Here is a 19,320-nt window from a genome sequence, read left to right on the forward strand (position 1 = left end):
GTTATACAGATATGTCAGAATCTGCAACTCTCCCCTTACGCGAAACAGCAGAGCAAGGGAGGTTGCGATGCAGGGAACGCCCCCAACATCCGCCGTCGCGCGGTCCGATTTCATCACCGCCATGCGCCGCGTGGCGTCGAGCGTGACCGTGGTCACCACCGACGGCACCGCAGGCCGCCACGGCGCGACCGTCAGCGCCTTTTCCTCGGTCTCCGCCGATCCGCCGACAGTTCTGGTTTGCCTTCACGCCAAAAGCCGCATTGCAGCGGCGGTCGAGGGCAACGGGCGCTTCTGCGTCAACGTTTTGCCCGATCACAGCGACAGCATTGCCGACCGCTTCGCCGGGGCCCATGATCGAGAGATCGCGGATCGCTTCACGGGCATCCCCTGCCAGGGTGCCAAGGGCATGCCGCCGCAGATCGAGGGCGCGACCAGCTTTGCCTGCACTGTCGACAACGTGGTGCAATCGGGCAGTCATCTGGTGGTCTTTGGCCGGGTCGAGGCCGTGGGGCAGGGCGACCGGGAGCCGCTGACCTATCTGGACGGGGCTTATCACCGCGTCACACCGAAAACCGTTCAAACCATGGGGGCCGTGAACTGATGGGCGAGTTGCAGCGATATGACATGCTGATCGGCGGGGACTGGGTGCAGGCATCGGACGGCACCCGCTTCACCACGTTTGATCCCGCCACTGGCACCGACTGGTGCGAGGTGCCGGAGGCGAGCCCCGAGGACGTGGATCGCGCCGTCCGGGCGGCCCATGCGGCGCTGGATGGTCCCTGGGGGCAGATGACGCCGACCGAGCGCGGCAAATGCCTCGGACGGCTGGCGGATCTTCTGGCGGCGAATTCAGAACATATCGGCCGGATCGAGACCCGCGACACCGGCAAGATGTTCAAGGAAACCCGCTGGCAGGCAAACTACATCGCGGAATTCCTGCGCTTCTATGCGGGGGCTGCCGACAAGATCCATGGCGAGACCCTGCCAATCGATAAGCCCGACATGTTCGTTTTCACCAACCGCGAACCGCTTGGGGTGATCGCCGCCGTGATCCCTTGGAATTCGCAGATGTTCCTGTCTGCCGTGAAGATCGGCCCGGCTCTGGCCACGGGGAATACCATCGTCCTGAAAGCGTCCGAACACGCCTCCGCGCCCTTGCTGGAGTTCGGCAAACTGGTCGCCGAGGCGGGCATTCCCGATGGCGTGGTCAATATCGTCACCGGCGGCATCGCCTGCGGCGAGGCGCTGACGAAACATCCGCTGGTGGCGCGCATCGCTTTCACCGGCGGCCCCACGGCTGCGCGGCACATCGTGCGCAACTCGGCGGAAAACTTCGCGGAAGTGTCGCTCGAATTGGGCGGGAAATCCCCCTTCATCGTGTTTGACGACGCGGATATCGAAAGTGCCGTGAATGGCTCCGTCGCGGGCATCTTCGCGGCCTCGGGCCAAAGCTGCGTGGCGGGCTCTCGGCTCTACCTGCACGAGGATATCGCCGACGAATTCCTCGCCCGCATGGTCAAGATCGCCCAAGGCATCCGCATCGGCGACCCGCAGGCGGATGAAACCGAGATGGGGCCGCTCTGCACGCAAGGGCAGCTCGACCACATCACGCGGCAGGTGGCCCTGGCGCAGGAAGAGGGCGGTACCGTTCTGGTGGGCGGCAAGCGGCCCGAGGGGCTGGCGGGGCTCTACTTCCAGCCCACGATCATCGATTGCCCGCGCAATGACCTGACCATCGTTGACACGGAACTCTTCGGTCCCGTCCTCGCCGTGCAGCGCTTCCGTACCGAGGAGGAAGCGCTCGCCATGGCCAATGACACGGTCCACGGCCTTGCCGCGGGCATCTTCACCCGCAACAACGCCCGCGCCCTGCGCATGTCCAAGCGCATCAAGGCGGGCATTGTCTGGGTCAACACCTACCGCGCGATTTCCCCGATTGCGGAATTCGGCGGCATGAAGAACTCCGGCTACGGGCGCGAAAGCGGCTTCCAGGCGCTGTGGGATTTCACCCGTCCCAAGACCGTCTGGATGAACATGTCCGAAGACCCGATCGCCAGCCCCTTCCAGCCAAGGTAGCGCCATGAAGGATCACGCCGACTGCCAGTATTCCATAACGCCCGAGGCCTACACGTCCCCGGCCTTCCACAGGCTCGACAAGTCGCTCTTTGCCCGGCACTGGATCGGGATCGGGCGCGCCGATCTTGTGCCTGACGCGGGCCGGTTCCGCACGCTCGACATCGCGGGGCAGTCCATCCTGCTGCTGCGCGACCGCGAGGGCACCCTGCGCGCCTTCGCCAACACCTGTCGCCACCGCGCGGCGCGGCTGATGGAGGGCGAGGGCGAGTGTCGCGGCATCCGCTGCCCGTTCCATTCCTGGGCCTACCGGCTGGACGGATCGCTGGTCGCCGCGCCGCAGATGGACGCGGTCGCCGGGTTCGACAAGGCCGAAAACGGGCTCATCCCCTACCGGGTTGAGGAACGCGCGGGCTTCGCCTTCCTGTGCCTGTCGGAGGAGGCGCCGGAGCTGGATGCGGTCCTTGGAGATTTCGATGCGGTCCACGCTTCCTGGCCCCTGGCCGATCTGGTGACGACCCGCCGCCGAGAAATCGAGGTCGCCTGCAATTGGAAGGCCTTCCTCGACGTCTTCAACGACTATTACCACCTGCCGTTCGTGCACCCGGACTCGATCAACAGCATCTACGGCCAACCCGACGACCAGACGCCGACGAAAGGTGCCTACGCCAGCCAGTTCGGCGCGACAGAGGGCACCGGCGGGCTGCTTGAAACGCAGCAGGCTCATGCCCTGCCGACGATGCCGGGCCTTGCAGGGCGCGAAGCCCATGGCGCGCGCTACTCTTGGGTGTTTCCGAACATGACCTTCGCGGCCAATTCCGACGCGCTCTGGGTCTACGAGGCCTATCCGCTGGCGCCCGACCGCTGCCATGTGGTGCAGTCCGCCTGTTTCCACCCTGAAACGCTGGCACGCCCCGGCGCGGACGCCTCTGTCGCGGTCTACCATGACCGGCTGGACGCCGCGCTCGACGAAGATCTGGCGGCGCTGGAAAATCAGCAACGGGGGCTTGCCTGCCCCTCGGCCCGGCCGGGCGTGTTGCACCCGCTTCTGGAAGCCAACGTCGGCAGCTTCGCCCGCTGGTACGACTCCACCACCCTTTCCCTCACCGCCTTGAAGGAGCCTCAAGGATGAAATTTCACCTCGCCATCAATCTCGAACGCATGACCCCCGATGTCGATATCCGCGAGGTCCGCGACCACACACTGGAAATGGTCAAGATGGCCGACGAAGCGGGGTTCGAGATTGCCTGGGCCGCCGAGCATCACGCGCTGGAAATGACCATCGCGCCAAACCCGTTCCAGATCCTGACCTGGTGGGGTGAGCATGCGAAGAACATCCGCCTCGGGGTGGGCGTGGTGAACGCGGCCTACTGGCACCCCATCGACCTCGCTGGCGAAGCGGCCTTCCTGGACCTCACCAGCGAGGGGCGGCTGGAATTCGGCATCGGATCGGGCGCCTATCAACGCGAATTCGACCGGATGAAACCCGGTCTCGATCAGCGTGACAGCTGGCGGTACATGCAGGAAATGCTCCCGGTGGTGAAGGAGCTGTGGAAGGGCGATTACGAGCACAACGGCGAGTTCTGGCACTTCCCCAAGGCGACCTCCTGCCCGAAGCCCCTGCAGGACGACGTGCCGATCTGGGTCGCCGCCCGTGCGCCGATCACCTTCGATTATGCGGTCGAGCATGGCTGCAACATCATGTCCTGGCCGCTGACCATGCCGATGAGCGAGGCGGAAAGCTATCGCGGGCGTCTCGATGATGCCATCGCCAAGCACGGACCGTTCAAGGGCCAATGGGCGATGATGCGCCACACGGCTGTCTATGAAACCGAGGAGGACCGCCAGCGCGCGCTGGCCGCGATCCGGGTGCAGCTGGCCATGTTTGGTAACCTCATGACCAAGACGGGTGAGGTCCATAACGGCTTCCCCGACACGGTGAATGCCGAGGAACTGGAAGGCAATTTCCGCGTCGATCCGGTGATGCTGGAAGAAAACCTGATGTTCGGCACGCCGGAAACCGTGATCGAAAAGCTCAAGCTTTATGAGGCGATTGGCGTGGATTCCTTCATCTACTACGCCTCCATGGGCATGGATATGGACCAGCAGAAGGAGAGCCTGAGGCTCTTCATCGACAAGGTCATGCCGGCCTACGCCTGACCCAAAGACACACACGCGAACAGGACAAGATAACAATGGCCGTAGAAATCCGCCGTATCCTTACGATGACGCAAATCACCCATGTGGAAGGGGGCCGCGAGGTGCCCGAACCCACCCGCATGTTCGCCGCGATGGCGGTCATTCGAAACCCGTGGTTCGGGCGTGGCTTCGTGGAAGACATGAAACCCGAGATCCGCGAACATTGCCCGGTCATCGGCAAGCTCTTGACCGAGGAACTGCTGCGCCTCTCCGGCGGCACCATCGAGGGCGTCGGCAAGGCCTCCGTCGTCGGCATGGGCGGCGAGGTGGAACATGCGCAGGCGCTGACCCATTCGCTGTGGTTCGGCAACCAGCTGCGCGAGGCGATTGATGCCAAGACCTATCTGGTCTTCTCCAACACCCGTGGCGCGGCGGGTTGCACCATCACCATCCCGATGATGGACAAGGACGATGGCGGGCGGCGGTCGCACTACCAGACGCTGCAAACCACGATCCCCGATGCCCCTGCCGAGGATGAGATCATCGTGGCCCTTGGCGGCAGCCTCGGCGGCCATCCCCATCACCGGATCGGCAACCGCTACGAGGATCTGGAGGAAATGGGCCGCTCCGTCGACAACCCGGCGGGGGTGTAGGCGATGGCGACGGCGCCCGATGGCACCGCCTATGACCTGACCGGCCCCGAGGGCGCGCCGGTGGTGGTGCTGATCCACGGGCTCGGCCTGACGCGGGCGACGTGGAAGGACCACGTCCCGGCGTTCTCTGACCGCTTCCGGGTGCTGACCTATGACCTCTGCGGCCATGGCGACAGCGCCCTGCCGGGCGAATCCCCAAGCCTGACGGTGCTGTCTGACCAGATCGTCCGGCTGCTGGATCATCTGGGCATCGACAAGGCCGCGCTTGTTGGCTTTTCGCTTGGCGGCATGATCAACCGGCGCTTCGCCATGGACCATCCCGAGAGGGCCACGGCGCTTGTCATCCAGAATTCACCGCATGAACGGGGGCCGGAAGCGCAGGCGCTGGTGGAACAGCGCACGCGGGATACCGGGGCAGGGGGGCCTGCCGCGACCATCGAGGAGACGCTGAAGCGCTGGTTCACGCCGGGGTTTCTGGACAGCGACCCGGACACGGTGAATTGGGTGCGCGATACCGTGCTGGCGAATGATCCCGACAATTACACCGGTCACCGCTACGTGCTGGCCGCTGGCGTCACCGAACTGATCCGGCCAGAACCGCCCATCACCCATCCCACGCTGGTCATGACCTGCGAGAATGACACGGGCAGCACACCGGCCATGAGCCACGCCATCTCCGGCGAAATCGCGGGGGCGGAAACCATCATCGTGCCGGGCTTGCAGCATCTGGGCCTTCTGGAGCGGCCCAAGCTCTTCACCGCCCCGACAAGGGATTTCCTCATCCGCCACGCGGATTGAGGACAGGAAAGGACACAGGACAATGACGAAACTGACAGGCGGACAGGCGGCGGTTGAGGCGCTGAAGGCCGAGAAGGTGGATCATATCTTCGGGCTGATCGGCTCGGCCACGATGGAGATGTTCGACGCGCTCTATGACGCGCCCGAGATCCGCTTCATCGGCGTGCATGACGAACGAACCGGCACCCATATGGCCGACGGCTTCGCGCGGGCCTCTGGCCGCGCGGGCGTGGTGCTGGCGGGACAGAACGGGCCGGGGGCCACCAACCTCGTGACAGGGCTCGCGCAGGCCAAGGCGGCCTATTCGCCGGTCGTGTCCATCGCGGGGATGCTGTCCTCGGGCCACAAGTACCGCGATGCCTTCCAGGAGGTTGATCAGGAAGCGCTGTTCAAGCCCATCACCAAGCAGACATGGACCGCGACCAGCACCGACCGGGTGCCGGAAATGGTGCGCGAGGCCTTCCGCGTGGCTCAGGCCCCCCGCAAGGGGCCGGTGCAGCTGAACCTGCCGCGCGACGTGCTGTCGGGTGAGGCCGAGTTCGGCGCCTTCCCCGGCCCCGAAACCTACGCCCACGCCCCCGCTGCCGGGGCTGACGACGCGATTGCCAAGGCCGCGGCCATGCTGCGCGGGGCGGACCGCCCGGTGATCGTCGCGGGTGGCGGCATCAAGATGACGGGCGCGGCGGACGTTGCGCTGGCGCTGGCCGAGGCGGCGGGCTGTCCCATCGTGACCTCGCCCGGCCATGGCGACGCGCTGCCTTTCGGCCATCCTCTGAATGCTGGCCAGATGGGCCCGCGCGGCAACCCGGTGGCCTCTAGGCTGGTGAAAGAGGCCGACGTGATCCTCGCGCTTGGCACGCGGCTTGGCTTCAACTCCACCTTCTACAGCTACGACAACATCAATCGCGACGCCGCGATCATCCAGATCGAGCAGGAACCGACCGCGATCGGGCGCCATTTCCCCGCGACCTTGGGCATTCTTGCCGACGCGCCAACAGCCGCGCGGCAACTGGTGGCGGCGCTGGCCAAGCTCGACGACCGAAAGCTGGCAGAGGCCTGGACGGCGGCCTACAAGACCGAACGGCAGGCCTACCTCGCCAAGCGCGACGAGGATGCCGATACGGCGACGATGCCGATCCAGCCCTCGGGCCTCTTCAAGACGCTGCGCGACGTGCTGCCGAAAGAGAGCGCGCTGACCATGGATGCGGGCACGCTGTGTTTGCAGGCCACGGACGCGATGAACTACTGGCAGCCCAAAAGCCTCTTCACCCCGCTCGATTTCGGCCTTGTGGGCTTTTCCTTCGCCTGCGGGCTTGGCGTGAAACTCGCCATGCCCGACCGGCCGGTGGTGAGCCTCATGGGCGATGGCGGTTTCGGCATGACCGTGTCGGAACTGTCCACCGCGGTCGATTACGGGATCAACACCGTGACCGTGGTCATGAACAATGGCTGTTGGGGGGCGGAAAAGGCCTATCAGCGCGACTTCTTCGGCCAGCGCTATATCGGCGCGGACATTTCCAGCCCGCCCTTCGACAAGCTGGCGGAGCTTTACGGCGCGGCAGGCTTCAAGGCGGAAACGCTGGACGAAACCGCCGATTGCATCAAAGCCGCGCTCGATTGCGGCAAGCCTGCGGTGGTGGACGTGTCGGTTGACCCCGCCGCGCTCTATTCCTTCCGCCGCGACAGTTTCAAGCACCGGGGAGGCTAAGACATGACCGAGAAAAAGTACCCGTACACCGAGGCGCAGCGGCAGTCCGATGACTGGAACCCGGTCTGGGACAAGATGGCCGAGATGGACCCGGAGTATCTGGAAGGCTTCCTTCATTTCCGGTCTGTCCCGCAAAACCACGGGCCGCTGGAGCAGAAATACAAGGAACTGATCTTCATCGCGATCAACGCGGCGACGACCCACCTCTGGGCGCCGGGCGTGCGGCGGCACATCCAGAATGCGCTCCGCGCAGGCGCCACGCGGGAGGAGATCATGGAGGTGATCCAGCTGACCACCATCATGGGCATTCACGCCATGACCATGTCCACCCCGATCCTTGAAGAGGAACTGGCGAAGTTCGAGGAGGAGGCCTCGCTCTGACCGCATTGGGCGCAAAGGCTTGATACAGGGCGGTTTCGCTGCCATTAGAAGGCGAAAGCCGCCCCTCATGCCCCGGAAAGACCCGATATGAGCCAGACCATCTACATCCTGAACGGCCCGAACCTGAACCTTCTGGGGCAGCGTCAGCCGGAGCTTTACGGCCATGACACATTGGCGGATGTGGAACGCAATTGCGCGGCAGAGGCGAGGGGCTTCGGGGTCGCGGTCAGGCAGATGCAATCAAACCACGAGGGCCAGTTGGTCGACTGGATCCATGAGGCGCGTGAGCAGGCCGCCGGGATCGTGCTGAATGCCGGGGCCTATACTCACACGTCGATTGCCATCATGGATGCGCTGAACACTTTCGAGGGCCCTGTGGTCGAAGTGCATGTCAGCCAGATCCACAAGCGCGAAAGCTTTCGCCACACCTCTTATGTGGGTCTGCGGGCGGATGCGGTTCTGATGGGTTTCGGCATCAATGGCTACACGCTGGCCGTGCGCCATCTGTGCGAGATGCTGACGGCCAAGGCCTGACCGCAGCCATCCCCCGCGAGGGCAGGGGAGGCTGCTTTTTTTCTACATGACCCGCCGATCAGGTTGCGACGTGGCTGACCTCGCTGTCGGGCGAATAGATGTCAAGGATGTTCCAATGCCCCGTTGTGGGCGTCGGGTTGTTGATCATCGCCACATCCAGAACCGTGGGCTTGCCGCTGGCAATCGCCGCCTGCAATGCTGGCAGCAGCTCATCGGCGGACCTCACTCGCACCCCTTCCGCGCCATAGGCCCGCGCGATGTCCGCATAGCCCGGCCCGTTGGTGGGCGCGGCGGCGGTGCCGGGGAAGGTGGTGCCATAGGTCAGCCCGTAATGCGCCTTTTGCAGCCCGGCGATGGTGCCAAACGCGTTGTTGTTCATCACCAGCCAGATGATGCCCAGATCAAGCTCCACCGCCGTGGCCAGCATCGCAGGGTTCTGCCCGAACCCGCCATCGCCCACGAGGCTCAGCACCACGCGGTCGGGTTCAGCCAGCTTGGCGCCGATGGCCGCAGGCGGGCCAAAGCCCATGGTGGCAAAGCCCCCCGGCGTCAGGATAGACCCCGGCGTCAGAATGTCGAACTGCTGGCCCACGCCGTTCTTGTTCCAGCCCACATCGGTGGTGATGATCGCGTTTTCCGGCAGCGCCTTGCGGGTGTCGGCCAGAATGCGTTCGGGCATCATCGGGAAGGCCGGGCTCTCTGCCATCGCGGCATTTGACGCTTTGAAGGCGGCGCGGAATTCGGCAATTTCGGCCTTCTTCTCCGACCGTGCAAACCCGTCCGGATACATCTCTTTTGCCACGCGGGTCAGCACGCGCAGAGCGGCCTTGGCATCGGCCACCACGCCGATCTCGGTCGGGTAATTGCGGCCGATTTCCTGCGGTTCGATGTCGATATGGATGACTTTCGAGCCGGGGATGTTGAAGGTGTAGCCGGGATACCAGCTGGAACAGTCTGCTTCCTTGAACCGCGTGCCCACCGCGAAGACATAATCGGCGTTGAGGCAGGACTGGTTCACCAGTTCCGTCCCCCAGAATCCGGTCATCCCCATGACCAGCGGATGATCGTCGCGCAGCGCGCCTTTGCCCATCAGGGAATGCGCCACGGGCAGGCCCATATGGTCCACGAATTCCCGCAATTCTTCGCTCGCCTTGGCCAGCAGGATGCCGCCGCCCACATAGGCCACGGGGCGATCCGCCTTTGCCAGCCGCTCCACGATTTCCCGCGCTGTGTCATCGTCGATAGAGGGTTTCACCAGCGCGCGGGTGTTGTCCCTGATCCGGTCGAAACAGTCCGCCGGGATGCGCTGGCTGAAAATGTCCATCGGCACATTGACCAGCACCGGACCGGGCTGGCCGCTTTCGGCCAGATGGAACGCCTTTTCGAGGATCTCCGCCATCAACTCGGCCCGGTCTACGCGCCAGGCGCGTTTGACGAAGGGGCGGTAGATCTCCCATTGGGCGGCATCGGCATGCAGGTTGACCTCCTGATGCGGGTGCTTGCCGTAGTAATGCGTCGGGATGTCACCGGCGATCACCACCATCGGAATGCAATCGAGCGCCGCATTGGCGACCCCGGTGGCGCAGTTGGTAAGCCCAGGCGACAGGTGCGACAACACCACAGAGGCCTTGCCCGTCACCCGCGCATAGGCATCTGCCGCGTGGCTCGCGATCTGTTCATGGCGCACGGTGACGAAGTCGATGGGGCTGTCCGCAAGCGCCGCCAGCACCGCGATATTGGTGTGGCCGCACAGGCCGAACACATGCCTGACCTCGCGCCGTTCTAGGAAGTCGACGATATGTTCGGCGACGGTCTTGTCCTGTACTGCTGTGCCGTCCATCACGCGACCTCCTGTCCGAAGAACTCACCGAACAGCTCTTCCTCCGAGGGGCGGTCCTCGGGGATCGGGCGGCTGACCCAGGTGTAATTCATCATGTGTTTCATGGTGACGTTTTCATTGGTGATGTTGCCGCCCCAGATCCCGCAGCCGAGGCTGGAGGTCATCGGCATCCCGTTGGTCCAGGCACCGGCATTGGCCTTGGATTGCGGCTGGCGGACCATCATGCGGCTGACGGGGGCCAGTCGCGCTAGACGGTCGATGTTGTCGTCATTATGGCTGTAGATGCCGCAGGAATGGCCCTTGCCTCCGGTCTCATAGATGGCCCGCACGGTTTCCAGCGCGCCGTCGAAGGTCTCGAAGTGGTAAAGCGCCATCAGCGTGGTCAGCTTTTCCTTGGAAAACTTGTGTTCCGGCCCGATCTGGCCCTGGTTCTCGACCATCAGGAACTTTCGATCCTCGGGGATTTTGAACCCGGCCACCTCTGCCGTTTGCTGCGGGCGGCAGGCGATGGTGGGGAAGGTGCGGTTGCCCTTTTCGTCCCACATGGCCGCCTCTAGCATTGCCTTTTCCTCGGACGAACACAGATACCCGCCCTCAGCCTCCAGCGCCTTGACCATCGCGTCGTAGATCGAGCGCTGGATGATGATATTGCCATCCGCCGAGCATCCGGACCCGAAATCGGAGGTCTTTGAAATCCGGGTGTTCGCCGCCGCAATCTCGATATCCGCGGTCTCGTCGATGACGATCGAGGAATTGCCCGCACCCACGCCATAGGCCGGACGCCCCGAGGAATAAGCGGCCTTCACCATCGGTTTCCCACCCGTTGCCAGCGTCAGGTCGCAGACCTCCATCAGGTGCTGCGTCAGGGGGATCGAGGGCCTGCGGATCGCCTGAAACAGATCCTCCGGCGCGCCCACGGCCCGGCAGGCGGCGCGCATCACTTCGACCATCTCATAGGTCGTCTGCGCGGTGCGGGGATGGGGGCTGAAGATGACCGCGTTACGCGCATTGGCCGAGGACACGCCCGTCACCGGCGGCGTCATGGCAGGGTTGGTCATCGGGATGAGCGAGGCAATCACACCGGCGGGTTTGGCGTATTTCACCAGCCCGCGCGCCTCGTCCACCTCCACGACCCCGGTCGAGGGCGTGCGCAGCACGTCGCGCAGCACCATGTGGATCTTGAACCGCTTTGCTGGTCGCCCTTCCCGGTCGCCGATGCCGCTTTCATCGACACCCTTTTGTGCAAGCCGGGTAAACGTCTTCTCGTTCCCCGCATACCACGCAATCGCCTGGCTCAGACGATCCAGGTCGGTCTGACTCCAGTCCTCGATCTCTGCCATGGCCGCGCGGGCACGCGTCAGCATGCCCATCACAAGCTGTCGGTCGTCTTCAGTCAGGTCTTTGCCCATAATGGCCCTCGTTAGCTGTGTTGGCTTGCGCCGGAACAGGATCGGGGTGCAGGCGCTTGGATCGCGCCGCCCCGAAGGTGCGTTTCGCCTGAATCAGACAGCGGCGGGCGTGCTCTTCGAGCCCGAGCTCCGCCACGCGGCTCTGATTGGGAAGTTCGATGGAGTAGTCGACCGGCGGCATCCGCTCGATAATGCCTGTGAAGTCGATCCAGCCCTCGCCGGGGTAAAGGCGCGCATCGCGGGCCAGTTGGATCATCCCCTCGCGCGTGTCGGCGATGCCGGGCAGGCAGTCGGAGATGTGGAGGAAATGCAGCAGCTCGCTTGGCACATGCAAAAGCTCGCCAATGTCGACGCGGCTGAGATGCAGGTAGAGCGTGTCGACCAGAATGCCGCCATTGGGCCGGTCGGCCGCGCGCACGATATCGAGCGCTTCATCCAGGGTTCTGAGCCGCGAGAAGGAGGGAAATTCCAGATCGACACTCAACCCATATTGCGCGGCGATATCGCAGGTTTCGCCATAGCAATCGACCAGAAAATCCCGGTCGTCCCGGTCGGTTGTCCAGGCGCTCATGATCAGGCGCTTGGCGCCCAGTTCACCGCCCAGTTCCAGCGCGGGCTCAAAGCTGTTCGGGTCGCAGTCGTCGGTGATCCGCGCCAGTTCTATATCCAGAACCTTCAGGCCTGTGGTTTTCAGCGCCAGCTTGGTCGCGGCCACCAGCGCCTTGTCCTCGGGCCGGTTCGCAAACTCGCCGGGCACATGCATGGGGATGAAACGCGGGCTGACCGCGTCATAGCCGGCGCGCGCCGCGATATAGACCAGCTCGGGCGCGGAACAATCGATCAGCGTCAGATGGGCCAGCGAATAAAGCGGCTCTGGCCGGGGCGTTTGGTCTGTCGTCGCCATCGCAGAAGCTCCGCGGAATCATTATACAGGTTTATATATATGTGATGAAATCAAAAATATAGGATATTTTAGGATTCATCAATCATTTTGCGAAGCCAGGGCGCTATCCTCTGGGGTTTCGTTTGATTTTCAATGATTTGAGAGATGCGATCTGCGTGCCGTCCGACCTGAGGCGACAGGCGGGACAGCGGTTCCGGTTACATCGGATCACGTTTTGAGTGCGCAGCTGTTCGAAAGCCGCGCGCGGTGAGGGCGCGGCTGCATGCGCTCGATCCGGCCACTTCGCAGGGCAGGTTGCGGTTAGCTGGTGACGTCCTTGGGCTCGTATTCCGGAAGGAATTTCGGCGGCATCGGCCCCTTGTTGCGGCCACCTTGCTGCATCTGTTCCCAGCCATGGGCCAGAACCCCGACAGATCGGGACAGGCAGAACAATCCGCGTGACAGGGGTGGGGGGAAGCCAAGCTCGCAGAAGATCACCGCCGTGGCCCCGTCGATATTCATCGCAATCGGACGCCCTCCGCGCTGGCGGCCAAGCTCGTCCTGCACGGCCTCACCGATGGAGGCGAAGCGGCCCGACACAGTGCCCGCCTCGGCGGCCTCCCGCACCAGAGCCATCAGGCGCGGCGCGCGTGGATCGACCGGTTTGTGAAAGCGGTGGCCAAAGCCCGAGACGATCTTGCCATATGCGGCCCGCCATTCGTCCAGGCCATCGCGCACCGCCTGATCCAGACCCGCGCCTCCCTCCATCCGGGCGGCAATGTTTTCGTAAAGCTCGGCGCATTGTTCCCCGGCACCGCCATGCACATCGCCAAGCATGTTGACGCCCGTGGCCATCACGTTGTTCAGCCCCACGCCGCAGGTCGCGGCCATGCGGGCGGCAGCGATCGAGGGGGCCTGCGGCCCGTGATCGACCCCCGCCACAAGGGCGCATTCGAACAGCGCGGCTTGCTCTCGTGACGGCAGGTCGCCGCGCAGCATCAACCAGATCATCTGCGGGAAACTGACGGTCCCGATCAGATCCTGAACGGGATGCCCGCGAAAGGCAATCTTGCCCGGCTCCATGTCGATGATGGAGGTGCGCCACCAATGGCGGATCTCGTCTGCGTCGGTCATCTGAGGTTATCCTGAAGATTCTGCTGAAACTATATCAGGTGCGGTCAGCCTGTCGAACTCAGCGGCCAGACGGTCGGCATCCGCCTGCTGTCCGGTGATGATCTGAAAGGCCTGGGCGGCCTGATGAATGGCCATACCGGCCCCGGACATGGTGCGGCATCCCATGGCCCGCGCGATCCTAAGCAGCTCGGTTTCCAAGGGAAAATACACGATATCCGACACCCAGATATCGGGGCGCAGACACTCGGCGGCAATCGCGGTGCCGGGATAGGCGTCCATTCCCATGGGCGTGGCATTGACCACGCCGCTCACGTCGCGCAGCGCCGCGCGGTCAAGCGCGTCGGGCGCTTGCAGGCGGCAAGCGGGGTATTGCGCAGCGAGCCTGTTCAGCAATGCCCGCGTCCGGTCGGGCTCCTTGCTGAAAACGGACAGCGCCCGCACGCCAAGCGCAATCAGCGCATGGGCCACTGCGGCCCCCGCGCCGCCAGCCCCAAGCAGCAGGACATGATCCAGTCCCGCACCCGGTAAAGCGGCGCGAAAGGCTGTGGCAAAGCCGCTAATGTCGGTGTTGTGCCCGATCCGGCTGCCGTTGTGGAACTGGACGGTGTTCACCGCGCCGATCGCCTTGGCCTCAGGCGATAGTTGATCCAGCAAGGGCAGAACCTGCACCTTGAAGGGGTGGGTGATATTGAGGCCCCGAAAGCCCGCCTGTTCCGCGGCGTCGATCATCTGGGCAAGGCTCTGGTCCCGATAGGGGGGCAGGGCGGTGTCCATCCGGGTGTAGCGATAGTCAAGGCCATGGGCACGCCCTTCGGCCTCGTGCATCGACGGCGTGAGCGATCCCGCGATCCCGTGCCCGATCAACCCGGCCGTCATGGATTGCCTCAGGCTCATCTCAGGGGCATCCCGGCAGGGCGCAGCAGACGGCTTTGCGCGGCGATGCGAACCGGTGCGTTGCGCGCGCCGTAGCCTGTGTAGCCGTTCCTGCGTTCGACGATCTCGAAGAAGAACCCACCAAGGATCGGCAGGCTGTAGATCTGAAAGAACTCTCCGCCGTCAGTGCGGGAATACAGGATGTTTCCGGCCTTGATGCGCGCCACCATGGCTTCGTCCAGATCGTAGGTTGACTGGATATGAGCGTAGTAATTGGCGGGAATGGCCAGTCGCTGAAAGCCGGACGCGGCCAAAAGGGCGGAGGTCTCGAAAATATCGTCGCTCAGAAGCGCAATATGCTGCACCCCCGCGCCGAACTTGTCGGCGATGAAGGCCCCGGCCACGGTCTGTCCCGGTTCGGTGCCGTTCAGGTTGAGCCGGATCTCGCCCTCAGGCGTCTGGATCGCCTGCGAATGGACATGGCCTGCCGGGTCGTGCACATCCACAAAGGGCGATTTCCGCATGTCGAAGGTTGAGAGGTAGAACAGAAGCCAGCTCTGCATGTCCTCATGGCGCATGGTCTGGGCCAGATGGTCGATCCTGCGCAGGCCCGCGGGTTGCGTGGCCTCGGTGCGGGGGACGGGCAGGAACTCGATGTCCCAGACCCGGTGCAGGTCGGATTTCTCGTCGATGAAATGCACGACGCTTCCGCCGACACCGCGCACGGCGGGGATGTCCAGCTCTCCCGCGCCCACGGGCTGAGAGAACAGCGACCCGCCAAGTCCCGTTGCGCGTTTGGCGGTCAGCGTCGCATCCTCCACCCGCAGACCCATGTCGCAGACGGTCGGGCCATGGGCGAGGAATGCGGAATGGGCAAAGCCGCTTCGTTCGGTGTTGATGACGATATTGACGGCACCTTGCCGCCACAGCTCGACCGATTTGGTCCGATGCTGACGTTCGCGCCGGAACCGCATGGATCGCAGCGTGGTCCGCATGTCGTCGGCGCTGCGTTCATCGGCGGCAAATTCGACGAATTCGAAGCCCGTTGCGCGGACCCGTTTGGGCAGGGCGGGAATATCGAAATTCATCCCCGGTTCGGGGCCCTCGACCTCATCCAGCAGGTTGACGAGCGCCCGAAACGCGTCAGAGGCAACAGCAGCCGCGCCGTTGCGGGTGGTCACGTCAGTGGCAGTATCAATGGACCAGGGCCCGCAATACCCCGCGCGTGCCAGAACCCTGACGAAGCCCCCAAGGTTCAGATCGCCCTGACCGGGAAGCATCTGGTAGTGATGCGCCAGATATCGCAGTCCCATATCCAGCCGGGGCGCATCCGACAGCTGAACATGAAAGACCTGATCGCCCTGAACACCGCCCAATCGCGCCGGGCGAGAGCCGTCGGCAAGGGAGAAGAGGCTGTTCAGGCCAAGCCCGAGCGCCGGGCTGTCGATCGCGGCAATCAGCTCCGCCGCGTCGGTTTCACGGGTCAGGGTGCGCGCCCAGGGCAGGGCCTGATAGGCGACGCGTAGGCCGCGGGCATCTGCGCGTCGTGCCAGTTCGCCCAGATCCTCGGTCAGTTTGTCCGGGTGCGACTGCGCCAGCGGATGGGTCGATGCGCGGACCATCAGCATCTCGGTTCCCAGATCCCCCATCAGATCGAAGGTCCGTTCCAGCCGGTCAAAGGCAGATGCGCGGGCATCGTCCGACAGCCCTTCCAGCCCCTCGAAGGACTGCATCATCGAGATCTTCAGCCCGTGCCCGTCAACAAGTCCCAAAAGGTCGGCGGCGTTGCCATCGAAGCCGATAAAATCCGCGCGCGCCAGATCGATCCCCGCAAAACCTGCCTTGGAAATGGCCTCAAGTTTCCGCGGCAAGTCCCCGGGGACGGCAGAGGTGGCAATTGTCAGTGGCATGGCGTGGCCCCTCAGCCTCCGTATCCAAGCAAGCGTGGCAGGAACAGCACCAGATCGGGGAACAGGATCAGCAGCAGAAGCGCGCCAATCAGGACGGCAAGGAAGGCCCAGATTTCCCCGATGATCTCTTTCAGCGGGATGCCCGTCACGGCGTTGATCACGAATAGCAGGATGCCATAGGGCGGCGTGATCAGCCCGATCATGGAATTGACCACGACCAGAACCCCGAAATGTACCAGGTCGATGTCAAGCTCCCGGCAGGCGGGAATGAACAGCGGCACGATCACAAGGATGATCGTCGTGGCATCCAGAACGCAGCCAAGGGCCAGGATCAGCAGGTTGACCAGTAGCAGGAAGACCAGCGGGTGAATGTCGATGCCCACCAGCGAGTTGGCGACCATGGCGGGGATGTTTTCCGACACGACCACGAAATTCAGGATCAGCGCACCGCCGATCACAAGGCCCACGGCGGCAGAGGACCGGGCGCTTTCGACAAAGATGTTGTAAAGCGCGCGCAGCGACAGGGCGCGGTAGAACAACCCGGCCAGCAGCAACGCATAAAGGGCGGCGACGGCAGCGGCCTCGGTCGGGGTCGTGACACCGCCATAAATGCCATAGAGCAGGATGACGGGCATCAGCAGGGCCGGGAAGGCATTGGCGGTGTGGCGGGGTAACTGCTTCAGCGGCACCGGTTCTTCCAGCGCGAAGCCGCGCTTCGATGAGATGTAGTAATTCATCGCCATCAGAACGACGCCCATGATCAGGCCGGGCACGATCCCCGCAAGGAATAGCGCCCCGATGGAGGAGTTGGAGACCAGCGCGTAAAGCACCATGGGGATCGACGGGGGAATGATCGGCCCGATGGTGGCCGAGGCGGCGGTGATCGCGGCGGCATAGCCGGGGGCATAGCGCCCGCCCTTGGTCATCATCTGGATGATGATCTTGCCGATCCCGGCCGCATCCGCCACGGCCGAGCCGGACATGCCGGAAAAGATCAGCGACGCCACCACGTTCACATGGCCAAGCCCACCCCGGAACCGGCCCACGGCGGCCACACAGAATTGCAGCAACCGGTCCGAAATGGTGCCCGCGTTCATGATATTGGCGGCGACGATAAAGAGCGGCACGGCGAGCAGGATGAAGCTGCGGTAGAGCCCTTGCAGGATCTTTTCACCCGCCAGCGCAAGGTCGAGTCCGGCAAAGCCCAGATAGACCAGCGAGGCGAGGATGATCGAATAGCCGATCGGCGTTCCGATCCCGGCCAGAACGAAGAGCGTGACGAGGCAGGACGCAAGCTCGAAGCTCATGTCGCGTCCTCCCCGTGGCGGATATGGGGCGGCTCGGGCTCGTGCCCCGGAATCTCGTGGTCATCGTCGGGCGGGCCATTGCGCAGCACGTCGATGAACCGCCAGGCATAGCGGCCGATGACTGCCACCATGAATATGGCATAGACGGAAAAGATCGTGCGCAGCGGGATGCGGTCGCCGGTGAAGGGGTTTTCCACGGTCGAGGTGCGGCGCATCCGCATCCAGTCGATATAGTCCCAGGTTGGTAGCAGGGAAATCCCCATGCCGATGACGATGGCAGCGGCGGCGGCAAGCGCCAGCACCTGACGCACTCTGCGCCCGCCGGCGAGATAGAAGATGTCAAACGTGACGTGGTCGCGTTCCTTCACGATGAAGGCGCACCCGAAAAAGACGATCCAGACCCAGAGGATCAGGCACAGTTCCAGCGTCCAGCCGAACGGGTTCAGCATCACGTAACGCGAAAAGATCTGGATCAGGAAAGTGACAAACATCGCCGCGAGCATGGCCGCGGCGATGAATTCCGTTCCGTGGGTGAACCACTTGCGAAGCTTGTTCAGCATGAGATGACCTCCGGAACGGAACCTGTGTCAGCCAATCAGTTGCCGAGCGCGTTGATCTGTTCAAGTACGCCTTCGGGCCAGGTCTCGGCGAATTCGCTGTCAAGATACATCGCCTGCACCTGGTTGCGGAACGCGGCCAGATCGGGCTCGTAGACTTCCATGCCCTGCTCTTCAAGGAAGGCGACAAGTTCGTCCTCCAGTTGCAGCTGACGCTGACGGCCCAGTTCCGCGGCATCATCGGCGGCTTGCTGGACAATGGCCTGTTGATCGGCATCCATGCTTTGCCAGACCGCTTCGGAGATGGCGATATAGTTCAGGTCCACCAGATGCGAGGTCAAAACGATCTGATTGGTCACTTCATAGAAGCGCGCATCGACGACCGTTGGCAGCGGGTTGTCCTGCCCGTCGACTGCGCCGGTGGACAGGGCGGTGTAGACCTCGCTGAAGGACATCGGCGTCGGGCTGGCCCCCAGGGCACGACCCAGGAACTGCCATGCGTCGGTGCCCGGCATCCGCAGGTTCACACCGGCCAGATCGGCGGGGGTCATCACCTCCAGCTCGTCGCGCGTCTGGCGCAGGTTCACCTGACGACGGCCCAGATACATGACCGACAGAAGGCGGACGCCAAGATCGTCGATCACCCGCTGGCTGAACGGCTCGAACAGCGGGTCGTTGAAGACGGCGACCTGATGGGCTGCATCCTGATGAACATAGCCTGCGGTGAAGATCGAGAATTCGGGGAAGAACTGCGCCAGTTCCTGCGCCGAGGTGATTGACATTTCCAGGTTGCCCCGGCTGATGGCTTCCAGTTCGGTGCCCTGCGCGAAGAGCGTCGCGTTATAGGCGGGCTCGTAGCTGGCGAACCCGGATACGGCGGGGCCGAAGACCTCTGCCATGGCAACGGATCGCTGGTCGGTTTCCGACCCGGACATGGACAGCCGCAGCTGGATCATGTGGCCATCTGCGAAAGCGGTGCCTGAAACGCCGGCCATAAGGCCCGCGGCGAGAGTGGCCGACATGGCGGCTCTGCGTGTGATGTTCAGTTTCATGATGTGTCCTCCCTGACACTGGTTTTGCTGGATGCTCAGCGGTTTGGGTCGTGCCGCCCGTGACAGCCG

18 protein-coding genes are annotated in these 19,320 nt (G+C 63.7%); 9 read left to right on the top strand and 9 right to left on the bottom strand.

What is annotated here, in order from left to right; translation table 11 throughout:
* Positions 1-67 precede the first annotated feature (67 nt).
* The 9 genes from EP237_RS08520 to aroQ all read left to right on the top strand — a co-directional run bounded on the left by EP237_RS08520 (position 68) and on the right by aroQ (position 8,286).
* A complete protein-coding gene (locus EP237_RS08520) occupies positions 68-601 on the top strand; it encodes a flavin reductase family protein (RefSeq protein WP_240661578.1) in 534 nt (177 codons plus the stop codon).
* Positions 601-2,076: an aldehyde dehydrogenase gene (locus tag EP237_RS08525; RefSeq protein ID WP_127560116.1), complete on the top strand. Its 1,476-nt coding sequence runs from the start codon at positions 601-603 to the stop codon at positions 2,074-2,076. The genes EP237_RS08520 and EP237_RS08525 overlap by 1 nt, the downstream gene beginning before the upstream one ends.
* 4 nt (positions 2,077-2,080) lie before the next feature.
* Positions 2,081-3,205 (top strand): aromatic ring-hydroxylating oxygenase subunit alpha, encoded by a 1,125-nt coding sequence (locus tag EP237_RS08530; RefSeq protein WP_127560118.1) that lies wholly within the window; start codon positions 2,081-2,083, stop codon positions 3,203-3,205.
* A complete protein-coding gene (locus tag EP237_RS08535) occupies positions 3,202-4,233 on the top strand; it encodes an LLM class flavin-dependent oxidoreductase (RefSeq protein WP_127560120.1) in 1,032 nt (343 codons plus the stop codon). The genes EP237_RS08530 and EP237_RS08535 overlap by 4 nt, the downstream gene beginning before the upstream one ends.
* Before the next feature lie 35 nt (positions 4,234-4,268).
* Positions 4,269-4,865, top strand: coding sequence for an amino acid synthesis family protein (locus EP237_RS08540; protein WP_127560122.1), 597 nt, complete (start codon positions 4,269-4,271; stop codon positions 4,863-4,865).
* A 3-nt stretch (positions 4,866-4,868) separates the two neighbouring features.
* Positions 4,869-5,663, top strand: coding sequence for an alpha/beta fold hydrolase (locus tag EP237_RS08545; RefSeq protein ID WP_127560124.1), 795 nt, complete (start codon positions 4,869-4,871; stop codon positions 5,661-5,663).
* A gap of 22 nt (positions 5,664-5,685) precedes the next feature.
* The gene (locus EP237_RS08550; RefSeq protein WP_127560126.1) at positions 5,686-7,371 is read left to right on the top strand and encodes a thiamine pyrophosphate-binding protein; all 1,686 of its coding nucleotides are present in this window, start codon (positions 5,686-5,688) and stop codon (positions 7,369-7,371) included.
* A gap of 3 nt (positions 7,372-7,374) precedes the next feature.
* Complete coding sequence (locus EP237_RS08555; protein ID WP_127560128.1) at positions 7,375-7,752, top strand: carboxymuconolactone decarboxylase family protein; 378 nt, start codon at positions 7,375-7,377, stop codon at positions 7,750-7,752.
* An 87-nt stretch (positions 7,753-7,839) separates the two neighbouring features.
* Complete coding sequence (gene aroQ, locus EP237_RS08560) at positions 7,840-8,286, top strand: type II 3-dehydroquinate dehydratase (RefSeq protein ID WP_127560129.1); 447 nt, start codon at positions 7,840-7,842, stop codon at positions 8,284-8,286.
* Positions 8,287-8,344: 58 nt separating this feature from the next.
* On the opposite strand, the gene EP237_RS08565 is transcribed toward aroQ, so the two are convergent.
* The 9 genes from EP237_RS08565 to dctP all read right to left on the bottom strand — a co-directional run bounded on the left by EP237_RS08565 (position 8,345) and on the right by dctP (position 19,251).
* The gene (locus EP237_RS08565) at positions 8,345-10,126 is read right to left on the bottom strand and encodes a thiamine pyrophosphate-binding protein (protein WP_127560131.1); all 1,782 of its coding nucleotides are present in this window, start codon (positions 10,124-10,126) and stop codon (positions 8,345-8,347) included.
* Positions 10,126-11,535: an aldehyde dehydrogenase family protein gene (locus EP237_RS08570; RefSeq protein WP_127560134.1), complete on the bottom strand. Its 1,410-nt coding sequence runs from the start codon at positions 11,533-11,535 to the stop codon at positions 10,126-10,128. Before EP237_RS08570 ends, EP237_RS08565 begins: the two co-directional genes overlap by 1 nt.
* Positions 11,516-12,439 (bottom strand): sugar phosphate isomerase/epimerase family protein, encoded by a 924-nt coding sequence (locus EP237_RS08575; protein WP_127560136.1) that lies wholly within the window; start codon positions 12,437-12,439, stop codon positions 11,516-11,518. Before EP237_RS08575 ends, EP237_RS08570 begins: the two co-directional genes overlap by 20 nt.
* 300 nt (positions 12,440-12,739) lie before the next feature.
* The gene (locus EP237_RS08580) at positions 12,740-13,552 is read right to left on the bottom strand and encodes a citryl-CoA lyase (protein ID WP_127560138.1); all 813 of its coding nucleotides are present in this window, start codon (positions 13,550-13,552) and stop codon (positions 12,740-12,742) included.
* Positions 13,553-13,558: 6 nt separating this feature from the next.
* A complete protein-coding gene (locus EP237_RS08585; RefSeq protein WP_127560140.1) occupies positions 13,559-14,446 on the bottom strand; it encodes a shikimate dehydrogenase in 888 nt (295 codons plus the stop codon).
* Positions 14,443-16,335 carry a bifunctional sugar phosphate isomerase/epimerase/4-hydroxyphenylpyruvate dioxygenase family protein gene (locus EP237_RS08590; protein WP_127560143.1) on the bottom strand — a complete coding sequence of 631 codons (1,893 nt, stop codon included), beginning with the start codon at positions 16,333-16,335 and terminating at the stop codon, positions 14,443-14,445. Before EP237_RS08590 ends, EP237_RS08585 begins: the two co-directional genes overlap by 4 nt.
* Before the next feature lie 11 nt (positions 16,336-16,346).
* Positions 16,347-17,642 carry a TRAP transporter large permease gene (locus tag EP237_RS08595; RefSeq protein ID WP_127560145.1) on the bottom strand — a complete coding sequence of 432 codons (1,296 nt, stop codon included), beginning with the start codon at positions 17,640-17,642 and terminating at the stop codon, positions 16,347-16,349.
* Entirely contained in the window at positions 17,639-18,202 is a 564-nt protein-coding gene (locus EP237_RS08600) for a TRAP transporter small permease (RefSeq protein ID WP_206052271.1), read from the bottom strand. Before EP237_RS08600 ends, EP237_RS08595 begins: the two co-directional genes overlap by 4 nt.
* A 35-nt stretch (positions 18,203-18,237) precedes the next feature.
* Positions 18,238-19,251: a TRAP transporter substrate-binding protein DctP gene (dctP, locus tag EP237_RS08605; protein ID WP_127560147.1), complete on the bottom strand. Its 1,014-nt coding sequence runs from the start codon at positions 19,249-19,251 to the stop codon at positions 18,238-18,240.
* Between the last annotated feature and the right edge of the window lie 69 nt (positions 19,252-19,320).

Origin of the sequence: Nioella ostreopsis (assembly GCF_004000255.1) — a bacterium.
In the GTDB taxonomy this organism is placed as follows: Bacteria; Pseudomonadota; Alphaproteobacteria; order Rhodobacterales; family Rhodobacteraceae; genus Nioella; species Nioella ostreopsis.

What these genes read in the sequence shown, in the direction of transcription:
- EP237_RS08520 (WP_240661578.1), top strand. Translation starts at nt 68, where the DNA reads ATGCAGGGAACGCCCCCAACATCCGCCGTCGCGCGGTCCGATTTCATC.
- EP237_RS08525 (WP_127560116.1), top strand. Translation starts at nt 601, where the DNA reads ATGGGCGAGTTGCAGCGATATGACATGCTGATCGGCGGGGACTGGGTG.
- EP237_RS08530 (WP_127560118.1), top strand. Translation starts at nt 2,081, where the DNA reads ATGAAGGATCACGCCGACTGCCAGTATTCCATAACGCCCGAGGCCTAC.
- EP237_RS08535 (WP_127560120.1), top strand. Translation starts at nt 3,202, where the DNA reads ATGAAATTTCACCTCGCCATCAATCTCGAACGCATGACCCCCGATGTC.
- EP237_RS08540 (WP_127560122.1), top strand. Translation starts at nt 4,269, where the DNA reads ATGGCCGTAGAAATCCGCCGTATCCTTACGATGACGCAAATCACCCAT.
- EP237_RS08545 (WP_127560124.1), top strand. Translation starts at nt 4,869, where the DNA reads ATGGCGACGGCGCCCGATGGCACCGCCTATGACCTGACCGGCCCCGAG.
- EP237_RS08550 (WP_127560126.1), top strand. Translation starts at nt 5,686, where the DNA reads ATGACGAAACTGACAGGCGGACAGGCGGCGGTTGAGGCGCTGAAGGCC.
- EP237_RS08555 (WP_127560128.1), top strand. Translation starts at nt 7,375, where the DNA reads ATGACCGAGAAAAAGTACCCGTACACCGAGGCGCAGCGGCAGTCCGAT.
- aroQ (WP_127560129.1), top strand. Translation starts at nt 7,840, where the DNA reads ATGAGCCAGACCATCTACATCCTGAACGGCCCGAACCTGAACCTTCTG.
- EP237_RS08565 (WP_127560131.1), bottom strand. Translation starts at nt 10,126, where the DNA reads ATGGACGGCACAGCAGTACAGGACAAGACCGTCGCCGAACATATCGTC.
- EP237_RS08570 (WP_127560134.1), bottom strand. Translation starts at nt 11,535, where the DNA reads ATGGGCAAAGACCTGACTGAAGACGACCGACAGCTTGTGATGGGCATG.
- EP237_RS08575 (WP_127560136.1), bottom strand. Translation starts at nt 12,439, where the DNA reads ATGGCGACGACAGACCAAACGCCCCGGCCAGAGCCGCTTTATTCGCTG.
- EP237_RS08580 (WP_127560138.1), bottom strand. Translation starts at nt 13,552, where the DNA reads ATGACCGACGCAGACGAGATCCGCCATTGGTGGCGCACCTCCATCATC.
- EP237_RS08585 (WP_127560140.1), bottom strand. Translation starts at nt 14,446, where the DNA reads ATGAGCCTGAGGCAATCCATGACGGCCGGGTTGATCGGGCACGGGATC.
- EP237_RS08590 (WP_127560143.1), bottom strand. Translation starts at nt 16,335, where the DNA reads ATGCCACTGACAATTGCCACCTCTGCCGTCCCCGGGGACTTGCCGCGG.
- EP237_RS08595 (WP_127560145.1), bottom strand. Translation starts at nt 17,642, where the DNA reads ATGAGCTTCGAGCTTGCGTCCTGCCTCGTCACGCTCTTCGTTCTGGCC.
- EP237_RS08600 (WP_206052271.1), bottom strand. Translation starts at nt 18,202, where the DNA reads ATGCTGAACAAGCTTCGCAAGTGGTTCACCCACGGAACGGAATTCATC.
- dctP (WP_127560147.1), bottom strand. Translation starts at nt 19,251, where the DNA reads ATGAAACTGAACATCACACGCAGAGCCGCCATGTCGGCCACTCTCGCC.